Here is a 16,607-nt window from a genome sequence, read left to right on the forward strand (position 1 = left end):
CCGTGAAACCCCTCGACCCCCGCCTCCTGAGCCACGCCGCGTCGGCACGAAGCTTCTTCGTGCTCGGCGCGGCGCTCGGCGCTGTCCAGACCGCATCCATCATCGGCTTCGCCTGGCTCGTCACGCACCTCATCGTGTCCGCGATCGCTGGCGAGCGCGTCGTGGAGCTGCTGCCGTGGTTCGGCGCCCTGCTCGTCGTGATCGCTGTCAGAAGCGCGGCGACCTGGGGCATGGAGGCCATCTCCGCACGCGCGGCCGCGAAGGTGAAGAGCGAGCTGCGCTCCAAGCTGCTCGCGTCCATCGCGAAGCTCGGCCCTGCCTGGCTCACGGGCACCTCCAGCTCCCGGCTCACGACGCTTGCCGGCCCAGGCCTCGGCGCCCTCGACACGTACTTCGCCAAGTACCTCCCGCAGCTCATCCTGACGGCGATCGCCGCTCCCGTGCTGATCGTCGTGATGGCGCTCTGGGACCTCCCATCCGCCATCACGGTCATCATCACGCTGCCGCTCATCCCCGTCTTCATGATCCTCATCGGCTGGGCGACCGAGAAGGTCCAGAAGCGGCAGTGGACTGCGCTGTCGACGCTCGCGACCGGGTTCCTCGAGGTCGTGGAAGGGCTGTCGACGCTCAAGATCTTCGGCCGTGCGGAACGCCAGCCGGCGCGCATCCGCGAGGTCACCGACGGGTATCGGGTCGCGACCATGAAGGTCCTCCGGCTCTCCTTCATGTCCGGCTTCGCGCTCGAGCTGCTGGCGAGCCTGTCCGTCGCCCTCATCGCCGTCACGATCGGCATCCAGCTCATCAACCGCGACATGACGCTCGAGGTCGGGCTCTTCGTGCTGCTGCTCGCTCCCGAGGTGTACCTGCCGCTGCGCCAGGTCGGAGCTCAGTTCCATGCGGCCGCGGACGGCGTCGCCGCCTCCGACGACGTGTTCTCGATCATCGAGGAAGCGGAGAGGGCGCCTACGCCGAGCGATGCGCGCGCTGCTGCTGCTGCTGCAGGTGGCCCGATCAGTGCAGGCCTCCAGCACCGAGGCCTCGCCTTCACCGGCATCACCGTCGGCTACGAGGGACGCACGGTCCTCCGCGACTACAGCCTCGTCGTGCCTCCGGGCGAGGTGACGGCCATCGTCGGCCCCTCAGGCGCCGGCAAGTCGACGCTGCTCGGCGTCGCGCGCGGCACCGTGGGCGCCTCCGGTGCCGTGACCATCGACGGCGAGCAGCTCACGGGCGACCGCCGCAGGGCCGCGATCGCCTGGATGGGCCAGTCGGCCTCGCTGATCGAGGGGACCGTCGCCGAGAACGTGGCACTCGGCCAGCCGGAAGCAGCACCAGACGAGGTCCGTGCGGCCCTCGCCGATGCCGGCCTCGAGTTCCTCGACGGCGAACGGATGCTCGGGGTCGCGGGCGCGGGCCTGTCCGGTGGGCAGTCGCAGCGCGTCGCGCTCGCGCGCACGCTCCTGCGCGCCCGCCGACTCGACTGCCCCGTCGTGCTCTTCGACGAGCCGAGCTCGGCGCTCGACGCCGACACGGAACAGCGCATCGCTGCCGCCTTCCGGAGCCTGGCACAGGAAGGGCGGGCCGTGCTCGTCGTCAGCCACCGGCGCGCGCTCGTCGCCTCCGCCGACTCGGTGCACACCATCGAACGACTCGAGACGGTGGCGAACGCATGACCGGGAATCAGCAACGCGTCTCCGACGACGAGCGGCGGATCCTCCGTCTTGCGATGCCCTCCGCTCGGCGCCTGTGGCCCTCGATCGCCATCGGCCTGCTCAGCGCGATCTGCGCCGTGGCGCTGCTCGCGACGAGCGCCTACCTGCTGACCCGGGCGTCGGAGATCATCCACATCCTGCTCCTGGGCATCGCGATCGTCGGCGTGCGCGCCTTCGCCATCGGACGAGCGGCGTTCCGCTACGTCGAGCGGCTGCTCGGCCACGACGCCTCGTTCCGGCAGCTCGCCGAGCTGCGCGTCGGCGTGCTCGAACGTCTCATCCCGCTGGCTCCCGCTGGCCTCGCCACGCACCGCCGGGGAGACCTGCTGACACGACTCGTGAGCGACGTCGACGAGCTGCAGTTCCTGCCCCTGCGCGTCGCGCAGCCGCTCATCATCGCCGGCCTCACGTCGACGCTCGCCGTCATCGGCATCTGGCTCGTGAGCGCCCCGGCCGCACTCGTGCTCGCGATCTGCCTCGTGCTCGCGGGGATCGTCGCGACCACCACCAATCTCGCGATCTCGGGACGCGCCGACCGCGAGGCCGCGCCGCTCCGGGCGGCCCTCAACGACCGCATCTACGAGACCGTCTCCAATTTCGAGACGCTCGAGGCATACGGGGCGCTCGACGCGAAGCTCGCCGAGGTGGACGCCGCGGACGCCAGACTCCGCGACGCGCTCGTCTCGCGGGCACGGGGGAGCGGCGCCGTCGCCGGACTCGTCATGCTCTTCTCCGGCCTCGCGACGGCGGGCGCGCTTGCCGTCGGCATCGACCCCACCGTCGACGGCACGCTGCTCGCGCCGATGCTCACCCTCATCGCGCTTGTGCCGATGGCCCTCTTCGAGATCTTCGCGCAGGTGCCCCAGGCGGTCGCCGCCTGGCGCCAGGTCAGAGCCAGCGCCGCCAGAGTCGCGGATGTCGCCCCGGCTGCAGCGCCGAAGGAGCTCCCGGATGCTCAGCCGCTGCCCGCCCCTCGCGCCGACCCGAGCCTGCCGGTGACGCTGACCCTGGAAGACGTCTCGGCAGCGTGGCCGGGTGCGCGCGAGCCCGCGATCAGCTCCGTCTCGCTCGAGCTGGCTCCCGGCGATCGGCTGCTGGTCGAGGGCGAATCCGGCGCAGGCAAGACGACGCTCGCCAACGTGCTCGTGCGGTTCCTCGACTACGAGGGCTCGTACCGCGTCAACGGCGTGGAAGCGAAGGCGTACGCGCCCGCACAGCTGCGATCCGTCGTCGGCCTCATCGAGCAACGGCCCCACATCTTCGACGAGAGCATCAGGCAGAACCTGCTGTTCGCCAAGCCGGGGGCCGACGACGAGGAGCTCAGCGCTGTCCTCGAACGAGTCGGCCTCGGCGAATGGCTCGACGAGCGGGGTGGGCTGGAGGCGCGGGTCGGCGAGCACGGCGCGCTCGTCTCCGGCGGTCAGGCGCAGCGCATCGCGCTCGCTCGCGGCCTCCTGGCCGACTTCCCGGTGCTCATCCTCGATGAGCCGACGGCCAACGTCGACCCGGGTCTCGCCGACAGGCTCGTCGCCGAGCTGCTCGCCGCATCCGGTGACCAGCGCTCCGTCGTGATCATCTCGCACACCCCGCTCGACCCCTCCCTCGTCACACGCGCGCTTCGGCTCGACGGCGAGTAGTCTTGGTCGTTGGTGTCCGACGCGAGGAGCCCCGCGCTTCGCGATGACGCCAGACGACCGCGACGAGAACCACCCTCCGTGCAGCAACCGGCAACGCGAAAGAAGAAATCTGTGACCGAAGCGACAGGCGCTGAGCCCCAGGAATACGACTTCAAGGCTCTCGAAGCGAAGTGGTCGGCTGAGTGGGACAAGCTGCAGCCCTTCGCGACGAACCTCCAGGGTGACGATCGCCCGCGCAAGTACGTCCTCGACATGTTCCCGTACCCGTCGGGCGACCTGCACATGGGGCACGCCGAGCAGTACGCACTCGGCGACGCCGTCGCTCGCTACTGGCGCCACCAGGGCTTCAACGTCCTGCACCCCATCGGCTGGGACTCCTTCGGGCTGCCGGCAGAGAACGCCGCCATCAAGAACGGTGGCGACCCCAAGGACTGGACGTACGAGAACATCGCGCAGCAGCGCGCGTCGATGAAGCGCTACGCGGCGTCCTTCGACTGGGACCGCGTCATCCACACCTCCGACCCCGAGTACTACCGCTGGAACCAGTGGCTGTTCCTGCAGATGTACGAGCGAGGTCTCGCGTACCGCAAGTACTCCGACGTGAACTGGTGCCCCAACGACCAGACGGTGCTCGCCAACGAGCAGGTCATCGACGGGCACTGCGAGCGCTGCGACGCGATCGTCGTGAAGAAGAAGCTCAACCAGTGGTACTTCAAGATCACCGACTACGCAGACCGGCTCATCGACGACCTCAACCAGCTCGAGGGGCACTGGCCGCAGAAGGTCATCACGATGCAGCGCAACTGGATCGGGCGCTCGCTCGGCGCTGACGTCGACTTCGTCGTCGAGGGGCGGGATGAGCCCGTCACGGTCTTCACGACGCGCCCCGACACGCTGTACGGCGCCACGTTCATGGTCGTGGCCCCCGATTCTGACCTCGCGTCCGAGCTCGCCGAAGGCGCAGACGACGAGGTTCGCGAGCGCTTCGCGAAGTACCTCGCCGACACCCGCGCGCTCGACTCCATCGACCGCCAGTCGAGCGACCGCCCCAAGACCGGCGTCGACCTCGGTCGCTTCGCCATCAACCCCCTGAGCGGCGAGCGCCTGCCCATCTGGGCCGCCGACTACGTGCTCGCCGACTACGGCACGGGCGCGATCATGGCGGTGCCCGCACACGACCAGCGCGACCTCGACTTCGCACGCGCGTTCGACCTGCCCGTCAAGGTGGTCGTCGACGTCACGCAGGCCGTCACGGGTGTCATCCCGATCATCCCCGAAGACGGGTCGATGCCGGAGTTCGAAGACCTCCACCCCGCCAAGACCGGGGAGGCGCTGTCCGGCGACGGACGCCTCACCAACTCGGGACCGCTGGACGGGCTCTCGAAGCGCTCGGGCATCCAGGCTGCCATCGAGCTCCTCGACGAGCGTGGCACGGGCCGGGCCGCGAAGAACTACCGACTCCGCGACTGGCTCATCTCCCGCCAGCGCTACTGGGGAACGCCCATCCCGATCCTCCACGGCGAGGACGGCAAGGAGGTTCCCGTGCCGCTGGACCAGCTGCCCGTGCGCCTCCCCGAGGCCGAAGGGCTCGACCTGCGCCCGAAGGGAGCCTCGCCCCTCGGCGGCGCGACCGACTGGGTGAACACGGTCGACCCGGAGACGGGCGAGCCGATGCTGCGCGACACCGACACGATGGACACGTTCGTCGACAGCTCCTGGTACTTCCTCCGCTTCCTCTCGCCGAACAACGAGCTCGCCGCGTTCGACGAGAAGACGGCCGCGAGCTGGGCGCCCGTCGACCAGTACGTGGGCGGCGTCGAGCACGCCATCCTGCACCTCCTCTACGCGCGCTTCATCACGAAGGTGCTCTACGACCTCGGGCACGTCGACTTCACGGAACCCTTCTCGGCACTGCTCAACCAGGGCATGGTCGTCATGGACGGCAAGAAGATGTCGAAGTCCAAGGGCAACGTCGTGAGCCTCTCGGCCGAGCTCGACCAGTACGGCGTCGACGCCGTGCGCCTGACGATGCTCTTCGCGAGCCCGCCGGAAGACGACGTCGACTGGGCGGATGTCTCCGTCGCAGGCTCCGGCAAGTTCCTGGCGCGCGCCTGGCGCATCTCCGGCGAGGTCACGAGCCCCGTCGGCGTCGACTTCGGCGAGGGCGACCGTGGTCTGCGCCGCGAGACGCACCGCTTCCTCGCCGACATCCCGCAGCTGGCCTCCGGCTTCAAGTTCAACGTCGTGATCGCGCGCCTCATGGAGCTCACCAACGCGACGCGCAAGGCCATCGACTCGGGTGCTGGCCCGGCTGACCCCGCCGTGCGCGAGGCCGCCGAGGCCATCGCGGTTGTGCTGGACATGTACGCGCCGCACGCGGCCGAGGACATGTGGGAGCGACTCGGCCACGAGGGCAGCATCTCGCACGTCAAGTGGCCGACCGCGGCTCGCTCGCTGCTCACGCAGGACCAGGTGACGGCGGTCGTCCAGATCAACGGCAAGGTGCGGCACCGCCTCGATGTGCCCCCGACGATCGACGAGGCGTCGCTCGAGCAGCTCGCCATCTCTTCGCCGAAGGTGCAGGCCGCCATCGACGGCCGCGAGATCGTCAAGATCATCGTGCGGGCCCCGAAGCTCGTGAACATCGCGGTCAAGGGCTAGCAGCAGCCAGTCGCCCAAAGCCTGGCGCCAGACGCGCCCCCGCTCAGCCGAGCGAGGGCGCGTTTGCGTCTGCGCGTTTACCGGTCTACCGCCTTCTCGCGGTGGCTTTCCTCGCAGGCGCTTTCCTCGAGGTGGCTTTGCTCGAGGTGGCTTTGCTCGCGGTGGCTTCGCTCGAGGTGGCTTCTTTCCTCTGATCGGCTTCTTCTCCCGTTTCGGGATGGCTTTCGCACTTCGGGATGGGTTGCAACCCATCCCGAAGTGCGAAAGCCATCCCGAAACTTGCGATCGACGGCTTCCGCAGCGTGGTCGGTTGAATGGCGTCGGGCGCTCGCGGCCCACTCTGCAGTCACCTGCCCTGTGCGAGAGTCGCCCTCCACAGGAGGGGACTTCGCGGGCCAGCGGATGCGCGCGCCGTCGTAGCGTCCGAGGGTGTCCGAATCCGAGCTGGCCGACCTCTTCGAGCGTCCGCCCCGACCGCGTCTGCGGATCGGGGTCGGCGCTGCGGTCGTGCTTGTCCTCGTCGTGCTCGCCGGGGCGATCACGCTCGCGGCTCTGCGTCCCACACCGAGTCTCGGTGCCCTCGGGGAGGTGTCGCCGACCGAGAGCCTCCAGCTGAGCGCAACGGAACCGCCTGCCGGCGTACCGAGCTCCGAGGGGTCGACGCTGCTGGTCCACGTCGTCGGGGCCGTCACGAGTCCCGGGGTCTACGAGGTGCCGTCGACGGCCAGGGTGGTCGACGGGATCGCCGCGGCGGGTGGTCTTGCCGACGACGCCGACCCGTCGCTCCTCAACATGGCTCGAACGCTCGTCGACGGCGAGCAGCTGCGGGTTCCGCGGATCGGCGAGGCCCCCTCCGAGCCCGTCGGAGGGGAAGCGGCGCCGGCCGGTGCCGGGGGTGCGGCCGGCGGTGGCCTCGTGAACCTGAACACGGCGTCTGCGGTCGAGCTCGAAGAGCTGCCGAGGATCGGACCGGCCATGTCGTCGCGCATCATCGACCACCGTGAGCAGAACGGCGGATTCGGTGCTGTGGAGGAGCTCAAGGAGGTCGCCGGCATCGGGGACGCCACCTACGAGGGGCTCGTCGACCTGGTGACCGTGTGACGACTCGGAAAGATCGTGCCGTTCAGGTGGGGAATCTGGGAGCGCTGGCCGAGCGGCTCGATGGTCGAGACGCGCGTCTCGTGCCGGCGGCGGCCGGCGCCTGGGTCATGGCCTGGATCTGCGTCACGCATCCCTCCCTCGCCTGGGTGTGCGGCATCGGTCTGGCACTGCTCGCGATCGTGCTCCTGGCCGCGGCGCGTCTGCGGCCAGCGCTCGCGACGTTCGCCGTTGTCGCGGCCGTCATGGCGCTGCTCGCGGTGAGCGCAGGCGCTCAGCATCCCGTGAGGTCTCCCGAGGCGCTTCGCGCGGGCGCCGTGGAGGGGCTTCGGGTGCAGGCGACGGGCACCCTCACGACCCTCGTCGGGGAGGGTGCCGTCGCTGCTCCAGGCGACGACCGTGGGCGCTGGTCCGGCGCGCAGTTGCAGGAGCCGTCCCACTTCGAGGTGCGCCTCGATTCGTTCGAGGTCGATGGGAGAAGCGGAGGCAGTGGCGCCTCGCTGCTCGCGTTCGGCCAGCTGAGCATGCCGACGTCGGCGGGGGAGCGGCTCCCAGCCATCGGCTCACGGGTCGAGCTCGAGGGGGTCCTCGGTCCTGCGGACGCGGGCGACAGCGTCGCCGCTCTGGTCTTCCTCGATGCTCCGGCGCACGTCGTCGCCGCGCCCGGCGGTCTGCTCGAGGTCACCGCAGGGGCGCGAGACCGGTTCGTCGACGCGGCGCGAACCCTCCCTGGTCTCGGCGCGCAGCTGCTCCCGGGGCTGTCCGTCGGCGACACGCGCCTGGTCGGGGCCGAGCTGGACGAGCGGATGAAGACGGCCGCGCTCACGCACCTCACGGCCGTCTCGGGGGCGAACTGCGCGGTCGTGGTCGCCGCGACCCTGGTCCTCGCTCGCCTCTGCGGGCTGCGGCGAGGAGTGCGCCTCGCACTCGCAGCCGCGGTTCTCGCCGTGTTCGTGGCGCTCGTCACCCCGGAGGGCAGCGTCATCCGGGCGAGCATCATGGCCATGGTCGTCCTGGTGCTCGAAGCCACTCCGCGTCGGTCGACAGGTCTTGCGCTCGTCGCCCTCGCCACGGTGGTCGTGCTCGTCGCCGACCCCTGGCGGAGCCGAGACTACGGCTTCGCGCTCTCGGTGCTCGCGACGGTCGGGCTGCTGACGCTCGCGAACCCGATCGGCGATCGCCTCGCACGCGTCATGCCACGGCCCGTCGCGCTCATGCTCGCCGTGCCCGCCTCGGCGCAGCTCGCGTGTCAACCGGTGCTGCTGCTCCTGACCCCGGAACTGCCGCTCTACGGCATTCTCGCGAACGTGCTGGCCGCCCCAGCAGCGCCCGTGGCGACGCTCGCCGGGCTGGTCGGCTGCCTGCTCTTGTGGGCCGCTCCCTGGCTCGGCCAGGCGCTTCTGTGGGTCGCCTGGCTGCCCGCGCAGTGGATCGGACTCGTGGCGATGGCGGTCAGTGACTGGCCCGGGGCGCTGCTGCCGTGGCCTGGCGGACTCCCGGGGGCGCTGCTCTGTCTCGCCGTCGTCGTCGCGCTCATCGTCCTGCTCCACTGCTGGAGAGCGTGGCTGGCGCTCCTGCTCTGCGTCGCCCTGGTGGCGTATGTCGGCACGGTCATCGGGCAGGCGGTCCACCTCAGCAGGAGCATCCCAAGTGCATGGCGCTATGCGGCGTGCGATATCGGACAGGGGGATGCGCTGCTCGTCACCACGTGGAGCGGCTCGGCGCTCATCGACACCGGTGCGGAGCCCGAAGCGCTGCTGGCCTGTCTGAGGACGCTCGGCGTCGACGAGCTGCGTCTGCTCGTGCTCACGCACTTTGATCTGGACCACACCGGGGCGGCGACGGCGTTGCTCGAGTCCGGCGTCGGCGTCGGGTCGCTTGTCGTCCCCGATACTGCCGAGGCGCGAGCGGAGCCGCTCGTCGACGAGCTGCGCGTGACCGGTGCCCAGGTGCACTACGCCGCGAGCGGCGACTCCTGGACGCTCGGCGACCTCGCATGGAGCGTCCTGTGGCCGAAGCGCGGGAGCGGCGGGGAACCGGCGAGTGTCGGTGGCAACGATGGGAGTCTCGTGACGCTGCTCGAACCGACGACGTCCTGCGTGACGGTCTGCCTGTCGCTCGCCGCCCTCGCCGACCTGGGAGAGGAGGCGCAGCGCGGCCTGCTGCGCGAGCACCCGCACCCGCGGGCCGACATCGTCAAGATGGCGCACCACGGCTCGCGCGACCAGAGCGCGCAGCTCTACGAAGAGCTCTCCTCGTCGATCGGACTCGTCTCGGTGGGCGCAGACAACGGCTACGGCCACCCGACGGACGCGGCCCTCGGGATGCTCACCGCGGCAGGCACGCGGCCGCTGCGCACCGACGAGCTCGGCACCATCGTCATCGGCGAGGGAGGTCACGGAGGTTCGGACCCTCCCGCGGTAGCGGGAGTCGCCACGGCCCCGCGAGCCCGCAGGCGACCTGTGTCGTCGCGCGCACTCAGGGCGCGGTCAGGGGGATCCTCGCCGCCCACAACCGACGCGTCGAATCCTCCTAGCCCGGTTCGACAGATCGGGGTCTCGGTCGCACGGCCAGATGCGCGTCGTTACCATTGAGCTATGGCACAGGCGAAGCGGGCGAGCACCCCCAAGAGGGCGATTCCCGTCCTCACCCACCGGGAGGTGCGGCCTGCTGGCATCGTGCTGGTGAGCGGCCCGGAGGACTACTTCGCCGAGACCGCGATCACACGGCTCCGCGATGTGCTCCGCGCAGAGTCACCTGACCTCGAGATCACGGAGATCGAAGCCTCCGGCTACGCAGGCGGGCACCTCACGACCCTCGTCAGCCCATCGCTGTTCTTCGAACCGCGCCTCGTCATCATCCGAGGCGTGCAGCAGTGCACGGACGCACTCATCGCCGACGTGGTCGCCTACACGAAGATGCCCGTCGAAGGCGCGACGCTCGTGCTCCGGCACGGCGGGGGAGTGCGCGGGAAGAAGCTCCTGGATGCCGTGCGGGGCGCGAAGGATGTCGCCGTCGAGATCGACTGCCAGAAGCCAAAGCCGAGCGAGCTCGTGGACGTCGTCGTCGCCGAGGTGCGCAACGCTGGCCGACGCATCGAGCCGCAGGCTGCCTCGCTGCTTGTTGCCGCATTCAACACCGACCTCGCTGAGCTCATCGGCGCTGCCCGCCAGCTGCTGACCGTCACGAGTGACACCATCACCGACGAGCACGTCGACAAGTACTTCGGCGGCCGCGTCGAGACGACCGGGTTCAAGATCGCGGACGCCGCACTCGCTGGGCGAGTCCGCGACGCGCTGGCGCTGGTGCGCCACGGCTTCTCGACCGGACTGCACCCGGTGCCCATCGTCTCGGCCGTCGCCTCGAAGCTGCGCATCATGGCGAAGGTGCAGGGACTCAGCGGCTCGGACGCGCAGATCGCCAGCCGCGCAGGCGCGTCGCCGTGGCAGGTCGGCCAGGCTCGCCGCGAACTCCGCGACTGGGACGACGCATCCCTCGGACGCGCGATCACGCTGGTCGCTGAGACCGACCACGCCGTCAAGGGGGCGGGGAGAGACCCGCAGTTCGCCGTCGAGCGGATGCTGCGCTGCATCGCCCTGCGCGACGTCTGACCGCAGCCGCGCACCCGGGCCAACTTCCGTGATGGAACGGCGCTCGCGGGGCACCAGCGTCGCTTGGAGCGCTTCTGATCACGCAAGTTGGTCAGGTGGTCTGGTGGTGGCCGGGATGGTCTGTGCGGCGGTTCCGGCCACCTCCGGCGGGTCCGCGGGCCAACTTCCGTGATGGAACGGCGCTCGCGGGGCACCAGCGTCGCTGGGAGCGCTTCTGATCACGCAAGTTGGTCAGGTGGTGGCCGGGATGCTCCGTCGCCTGAAGGTGGGCCGCGGATGCACTGACGCTAGAGCTTGGCCGCGACCCGCAGCACCGTGCCCCAGGTGCGCACCGTGGCCGGCCCGCTCGACGTGTCCGAGCTCTTCGGGCGGCCGAGGCGCTGCAGCACCGGGCTCTCGATCTGCCCGTTCGGGCAGGACACGTACAGCTCGCGTCCGCGCGCGACCCACCGATCATCCTTGAGGTCGATGCCCTCGAGCAGCGCCTCGACACGTTCCAGCGGCGGCTCGGCGCAGAACACGACGACGAGGCGGCTCGGGTGGGGATCGAACTGGCGGAACGGATCGTGTTCGACGACCGCCCGCCACTCGTCGGCGTCGCGGACGAGCGTGGGCACGTCGAGGTCGAAGGCGGCCGCGATCTCGGTCCGGAGCCGCGTCTCGAGCTCGGTGTTCGTGACCGCTGCCGGAGCGTCGAGCAGCACGTTGCCGGTCTGCAGGACCGTCGCGATGCTGGTGTGCCCGGCGGCCTCGAGGGCATGCCTGAGCTCGGCCATCGGCAGCTTTCGATGCTGGCCGAGGTTGATGCTCTGCAGGAGCGCGATACGACGAATCGACCCCCGCACCTCGGAAGAGGATGCGGGGGTCGATGTCGGCATGACAGGAGGCTTAGAGCGCTGCGACCGTCTTGGCGATGGCCGACTTGCGGTTCGCTGCCTGGTTCTTGTGGATGACGCCCTTGGAGACGGCCTTGTCGAGCTTCTTGGCAGCGAAGGTGAGCGCGAGCTCAGCCTGCTCCTTGTTGCCCTCGGAGACAGCCGAGCGAACGCGACGGATAGCCGTGCGGAGTTCGCTCTTGTAGGCGCGGTTGCGCTCGGTCGCCTTGCGGTTGGTGCCGATGCGCTTGATCTGCGACTTGATATTTGCCACGTTGCTTCTTTCTTACAGGAAGGTGTACTGGAACGGTGCCGCACGGAAGAGGGCCGTGCCGCCAATCCGCGCCGAGTGGGCGACGCGTAAGCCAAACAGAAACTCTACCAGGCTTCAGGCGACGTCGGTACCTGAATCGGCGATGGTGATCTCGAGCTCGGCTGGAGCATCCGTTTTCGTGCCGAACACGACGGTCCCCGTGGCGACCTTGTCGATGAAGAACCGGTCGTGGCTGACGACGATGACGGCGCCGGGGAAGTGCACGAGCGCGCGCTCCATGACCTGCGTGCTCGGCAGGTCGAGGTGGTTCGTCGGCTCGTCGAGCACCAGCACGGATGCGCCCGACAGCAGGCACTGCGCCATCGCGACTCGCGCCCGCTGGCCACCCGAGAGGGTGCCGATGCGGGACTTCAGCTCGGCCTCGCTGAAGCGGAACATGCTGAGGAACCGGGCGACGGACTTCTTCGTCGCCCGCAGCGCGATGCTGTCCGGCATGGCGTTCACCGAGTGCGACACCGTGTCGGACTCGTCGAGCTCCGCGAGCACCTGGTTGTACGAGACGACCTTCACGCCGTTCGGCCAGTCGACCCGGCCGACGTCGCCGGACTCCTCGCCCGTGAGGACGCGCAGGAGCGTCGACTTGCCGCTGCCGTTGGGCCCGATGACGGCGATGCGGTCGCCGCGGTGCACCTCGAAGGTCACGTCGTCGAAGAGGGTCCGGTCGCCGTAGCTCTTGCCGAGGCCCGAGACGCGGGCGAGCACATCCTTGACGTGCAGCGAGCCGTAGATCTCGGTCACGATCTCGTCGACGGGCCGCGGCGCTCGCTTCTTCTTGATGCTCGAGAGGCGCTTGCCGAGTCCCTTGCCGCCAGCCTTCGCTGCTTCGCGGCGGTCGGAGATGCCCTCCGCCTCGAAGGCGAGCAGCTCGGCCTCGTGGACGAACTGCGCCTGCAGGGTCTTGAGCCGGAACTGCTTCTGGATGACGTACTCGCCGAAGTCGCCCGGGTATTCGTGCAGGTGCAGGTTCTCGACCTCGAGGATGCGCGTGACCACCGCGTCCAGGAACGTGCGGTCGTGCGACACGATGATCGCGGCGCCGCGGAACGAGCGGAACCAGGTCTCGAGCCACTCGACGCCTGCGACGTCGAGGAAGTTGGTGGGCTCGTCGAGGAGCAGCACGTCGGGCTGCTCGAGCAGGAGCTTGGCGAGCGCCGCGCGGTTGCGCCAGCCGCCGGAGAGCTTCTCGATGGGGCTCGTGCGGTGTGCCTCGTTGAAGCCGAGCTTCGTGAGGGCGGTGTCGATGTGGCGCTTGTAGTCCCAGCCGTCCGCGCGGTCCATCTCCTCGAAGAGCTCGGATTGGCGCAGGATGAGGCGGTCGAGCGTATCGGCGTCTGGCTCGGCGGCGATGGCGGCGTCGATCTCGGCGAGCTCCGCCTCCATGTCGTGCACGTGCGAGAAGAGCGTCTCCAGCGTCTCGAGGATCGTCGACGAGCCGTCCAGCTCGGAGAACTGCGAGAAGTAGCCGATGCGCACGCCGTCATCGATCGAGACGGTGCCCGTGTCGGGCGAGACCTGCTCGAGGATGAGCTTCAGCAGCGTCGACTTCCCTGAGCCGTTCTGCCCGATGAGCCCGACTCGATCCCCCCGGTCGAGGGTGAGGAAGATCTCCTTGAGCACGGGGGAGGGGCCGAAGCCGACCTCGACGTCGTTGAGGCGGATGAGACTCATGCGGTGGTGCCTTCCTGGGCCGTTCTCTGGCGGTGCGCACGCTGGCTGCGCGCTCAAGCGCCGGGCGATGAGCGCTGGGTGCGCGGCTCATGGGAGAATAGGCGACACCATGTCACCACGCGCCTCCACTCCGCTCGAGCCGGCTCAGACCGACCCCGCCCGGATCCGCAATTTCTGCATCATCGCCCACATCGACCACGGCAAGTCCACCCTGGCTGACAGGATGCTTCAGCTCACGGGCTCCGTCGACGACCGCGCCATGCGTGCACAGTACCTCGACCGCATGGACATCGAGCGGGAGCGCGGCATCACGATCAAGAGCCAGGCGGTCCGCATGCCGTGGGCCGTCGAGGGCGACACGTTCGCGCTCAACATGATCGACACGCCCGGCCACGTCGACTTCTCCTACGAGGTCTCGCGCTCGCTCGCGGCCTGCGAAGGAGCCATCCTGCTGGTGGATGCGGCGCAGGGCATCGAGGCCCAGACGCTCGCGAACCTGTACCTGGCGATGGAGAACGACCTCGAGATCATCCCGGTCCTGAACAAGATCGACCTGCCTGCCGCCGACCCTGATCGCTTCGCGGCGGAGATCGCGAACCTCATCGGCGGCGACCCCGACGACGTGCTGCGCGTGAGCGGCAAGACCGGCATGGGAGTCGAGGAGCTGCTCGACCGTGTCGTCGAGCGCATCCCAGCGCCGGTCGGTGTGGCGGATGCCCCCGCTCGCGCGATGATCTTCGACTCGGTCTACGACGCCTACCGCGGCGTCGTCACGTACGTTCGCGTCGTCGACGGCGAGCTCAAGGCGCGCGACAAGATCAAGATGATGTCGACCGGTTCCACGCACGAGATGCTCGAGATCGGCGTCTCGTCGCCAGAGCCCACCGTGGCCAAGGGCCTCGGCGTCGGGGAGGTCGGCTACCTCATCACGGGCGTGAAGGACGTGCGTCTCTCGAAGGTGGGCGACACCGTGACGGGCAGCACGCGTCCATCCGACGACCCGCTTCCCGGCTACACGGAGCCGAAGCCGATGGTCTTCTCCGGCCTGTACCCGATCGACGCGGGCGACTACCCCGAGCTCCGCGAGGCGCTGGACAAGCTCAAGCTCTCGGATGCGGCGCTCAACTACGAGCCCGAGACATCGGTGGCGCTCGGCTTCGGGTTCCGCGTCGGATTCCTCGGCCTCCTCCACCTGGAGATCGTCACCGAGCGCCTCATGCGCGAGTTCGATCTCGACCTCATCACGACCGCACCCTCGGTCGTCTACGAGGTCAAGACGGAGGACAAGCAGCTCCACACCGTCACGAACCCCAGCGAGTACCCCGAGGGCAAGATCCTCGAGGTTCGCGAGCCGATGATGCGCGCCGCGATCCTCGCTCCGAAGGACTACGTGGGCAAGATCATGGAGCTGTGCGAGGGCAAGCGCGGAGCGCTCATCAGCATGGACTACCTCAGCGAGGAGCGCGTCGAGCTGCGCTACTCGATGCCGCTCGGCGAGATCGTTTTCGACTTCTTCGACCAGCTCAAGAGCCGGACGCAGGGGTACGCGTCCCTCGACTACGAGCCGATGGGCGACCAGGTCGCCGACCTCGTGAAGGTCGACATCCTGCTGCAGGGCGAGCGCGTGGACGCGTTCAGTGCCGTCATCCACAAGGACAAGGCGTACGCCTACGGGCTGCTGATGACCGAGCGCCTCCGCAAGCTCATCCCGCGCCAGCAGTTCGAGGTGCCCATCCAGGCCGCCATCGGCGCCCGCATCATCGCCCGCGAGACGATCCGCGCCATCCGCAAGGACGTGCTCGCGAAGTGCTACGGCGGCGACATCTCCCGCAAGCGCAAGCTCCTGGAGAAGCAGAAGGCCGGCAAGAAGCGCATGAAGATGGTCGGACGCGTGGAAGTGCCGCAGGAAGCCTTCATCGCGGCGCTCAGCGGCGATGTAGAGAAGAAGAAATAGCAAGCTCGACACCAAGACCCAGTCTTTACCTAGTGGAAGTAGCCTGAGAGACGTGATGGAACAGGACAACCCTTTCGGCCAGGTGCTCGTTGCACTCGTGACTCCGATGACGCACGACGGCGAAGTCGATTGGGCGGGAGTCGAGAAGCACATCGACGACGTCATCTCGGCCGGCGCTGACGGCATCGTCGTCACCGGCACGACCGGTGAGACGTCGACGCTCACGGACGCCGAGAAGCTCAAGCTCGTCGTCGTGGGCAAAGAGGTCTCGGCCGGGCGCGCGAAGATCATCACGGGTGGACCGTCGAACGAGACGGCACACGCCATCCAGCTCGCGAAGCAGTCGGCGGATGCCGGCGCCGACGGCGTCATGGCCGTCACGCCGTACTACAACAAGCCGACGCAGGCTGGGGTGCTCACGCACTTCCGCATGATCGCGGACGCGACCGACCTGCCGCTCATCCTCTACGACATCCCGGGCCGCACGGGCATCCCGATCACCTACGAGACGATCCTGCGCCTCGCCAAGCACCCGAACATCATCGCGGTGAAGGACGCGAAGGGCGACCTCGCGCAGGTGTCCCGCGTGCTCAACCAGACCGAGCTGCTCTACTTCTCGGGAGACGACGCCAACACGCTCCCGCTGCTCTCGATCGGCGCGACGGGCCTCATCGGCGTGACCGCGAACATCGCGTCGCAGCCGTACCGCATGATGGTCGACGCCGTCAACGCGGGCGACCTGCGCACCGCGACGGACGCGCACCAGCGCCTCGAGCCGCTCGTGCGAGCCACCATGACCCACGTTCCGGGAACCGTGGCGACCAAGTACATCCTGCACGGCCTCGGCCGCATCCAGTCCCCCCGCGTCCGGTTGCCGCTCGTCGGCCCGGAGGAGTGGGAAGCCGCCCTCATCGAGGATGAGCTCGACCTGGTTCGCGACGTCGAAGGCGCGAGCTTCACGAACTTCCGGCCTGACCGCAACGCGGCCGCGGGTGGTGCGCTCCCGCGCATCCCAGGCACAACCCGCTGATTCGACCCTCACCTCACCAGCGGCAAC

Annotated in this window: 11 protein-coding genes; 8 read left to right on the forward strand and 3 right to left on the reverse strand. The window is 69.1% G+C overall.

Annotated elements, in window-relative coordinates; translation table 11 throughout:
- Positions 1–2: 2 nt before the first annotated feature.
- The 6 genes from cydD (at position 3) to holA (ending at position 10,719) form a co-directional block, all read left to right on the forward strand.
- Complete coding sequence (cydD, locus tag C5E05_RS16205) at positions 3–1,673, forward strand: thiol reductant ABC exporter subunit CydD (protein ID WP_104240854.1); 1,671 nt, start codon at positions 3–5, stop codon at positions 1,671–1,673.
- Positions 1,670–3,349, forward strand: a complete 1,680-nt coding sequence (gene cydC / locus C5E05_RS16210; RefSeq protein WP_104342511.1) for a thiol reductant ABC exporter subunit CydC — start codon at positions 1,670–1,672, stop codon at positions 3,347–3,349. Before cydD ends, cydC begins: the two co-directional genes overlap by 4 nt.
- 111 nt (positions 3,350–3,460) lie before the next feature.
- Positions 3,461–6,010 carry a leucine--tRNA ligase gene (gene leuS, locus C5E05_RS16215; protein WP_104298948.1) on the forward strand — a complete coding sequence of 850 codons (2,550 nt, stop codon included), beginning with the start codon at positions 3,461–3,463 and terminating at the stop codon, positions 6,008–6,010.
- A 429-nt stretch (positions 6,011–6,439) separates the two neighbouring features.
- Positions 6,440–7,111 (forward strand): ComEA family DNA-binding protein, encoded by a 672-nt coding sequence (locus C5E05_RS16220; protein ID WP_258064900.1) that lies wholly within the window; start codon positions 6,440–6,442, stop codon positions 7,109–7,111.
- Positions 7,112–7,137: 26 nt separating this feature from the next.
- Positions 7,138–9,702: a ComEC/Rec2 family competence protein gene (locus C5E05_RS16225; protein ID WP_104342512.1), complete on the forward strand. Its 2,565-nt coding sequence runs from the start codon at positions 7,138–7,140 to the stop codon at positions 9,700–9,702.
- Positions 9,703–9,705: 3 nt separating this feature from the next.
- Positions 9,706–10,719 carry a DNA polymerase III subunit delta gene (gene holA, locus C5E05_RS16230; RefSeq protein ID WP_104298950.1) on the forward strand — a complete coding sequence of 338 codons (1,014 nt, stop codon included), beginning with the start codon at positions 9,706–9,708 and terminating at the stop codon, positions 10,717–10,719.
- A gap of 287 nt (positions 10,720–11,006) precedes the next feature.
- Here the strand turns inward: holA and C5E05_RS16235 are convergent, their stop codons facing one another.
- The 3 genes from C5E05_RS16235 to C5E05_RS16245 all read right to left on the reverse strand — a co-directional run bounded on the left by C5E05_RS16235 (position 11,007) and on the right by C5E05_RS16245 (position 13,596).
- Positions 11,007–11,597 (reverse strand): DUF1697 domain-containing protein, encoded by a 591-nt coding sequence (locus C5E05_RS16235; protein ID WP_104306360.1) that lies wholly within the window; start codon positions 11,595–11,597, stop codon positions 11,007–11,009.
- Positions 11,598–11,607: 10 nt separating this feature from the next.
- Positions 11,608–11,868, reverse strand: a complete 261-nt coding sequence (gene rpsT, locus C5E05_RS16240; protein ID WP_068493103.1) for a 30S ribosomal protein S20 — start codon at positions 11,866–11,868, stop codon at positions 11,608–11,610.
- 114 nt (positions 11,869–11,982) lie between these two features.
- A complete protein-coding gene (locus C5E05_RS16245; protein WP_104306361.1) occupies positions 11,983–13,596 on the reverse strand; it encodes an ABC-F family ATP-binding cassette domain-containing protein in 1,614 nt (537 codons plus the stop codon).
- A 109-nt stretch (positions 13,597–13,705) separates the two neighbouring features.
- On the opposite strand from C5E05_RS16245, the gene lepA reads away from it, so the two are divergent.
- Positions 13,706–15,550, forward strand: coding sequence for a translation elongation factor 4 (lepA, locus tag C5E05_RS16250; RefSeq protein ID WP_104240861.1), 1,845 nt, complete (start codon positions 13,706–13,708; stop codon positions 15,548–15,550).
- Between the two features lie 55 nt (positions 15,551–15,605).
- Positions 15,606–16,580, forward strand: coding sequence for a 4-hydroxy-tetrahydrodipicolinate synthase (dapA, locus tag C5E05_RS16255; protein ID WP_104240862.1), 975 nt, complete (start codon positions 15,606–15,608; stop codon positions 16,578–16,580).
- The last annotated feature ends 27 nt before the right edge of the window (positions 16,581–16,607 follow it).

Source organism: Pseudoclavibacter sp. AY1H1 (assembly GCF_002931055.1).
Classification (GTDB): domain Bacteria; phylum Actinomycetota; class Actinomycetes; order Actinomycetales; family Microbacteriaceae; genus Pseudoclavibacter.

Coding starts and splice junctions, on each gene's coding strand:
- cydC (WP_104342511.1), top strand. CDS start 1,670: ATGACCGGGAATCAGCAACGCGTCTCCGACGACGAGCGGCGGATCCTC.
- holA (WP_104298950.1), top strand. CDS start 9,706: ATGGCACAGGCGAAGCGGGCGAGCACCCCCAAGAGGGCGATTCCCGTC.
- C5E05_RS16235 (WP_104306360.1), bottom strand. CDS start 11,597: ATGCCGACATCGACCCCCGCATCCTCTTCCGAGGTGCGGGGGTCGATT.
- C5E05_RS16245 (WP_104306361.1), bottom strand. CDS start 13,596: ATGAGTCTCATCCGCCTCAACGACGTCGAGGTCGGCTTCGGCCCCTCC.
- lepA (WP_104240861.1), top strand. CDS start 13,706: ATGTCACCACGCGCCTCCACTCCGCTCGAGCCGGCTCAGACCGACCCC.
- dapA (WP_104240862.1), top strand. CDS start 15,606: ATGGAACAGGACAACCCTTTCGGCCAGGTGCTCGTTGCACTCGTGACT.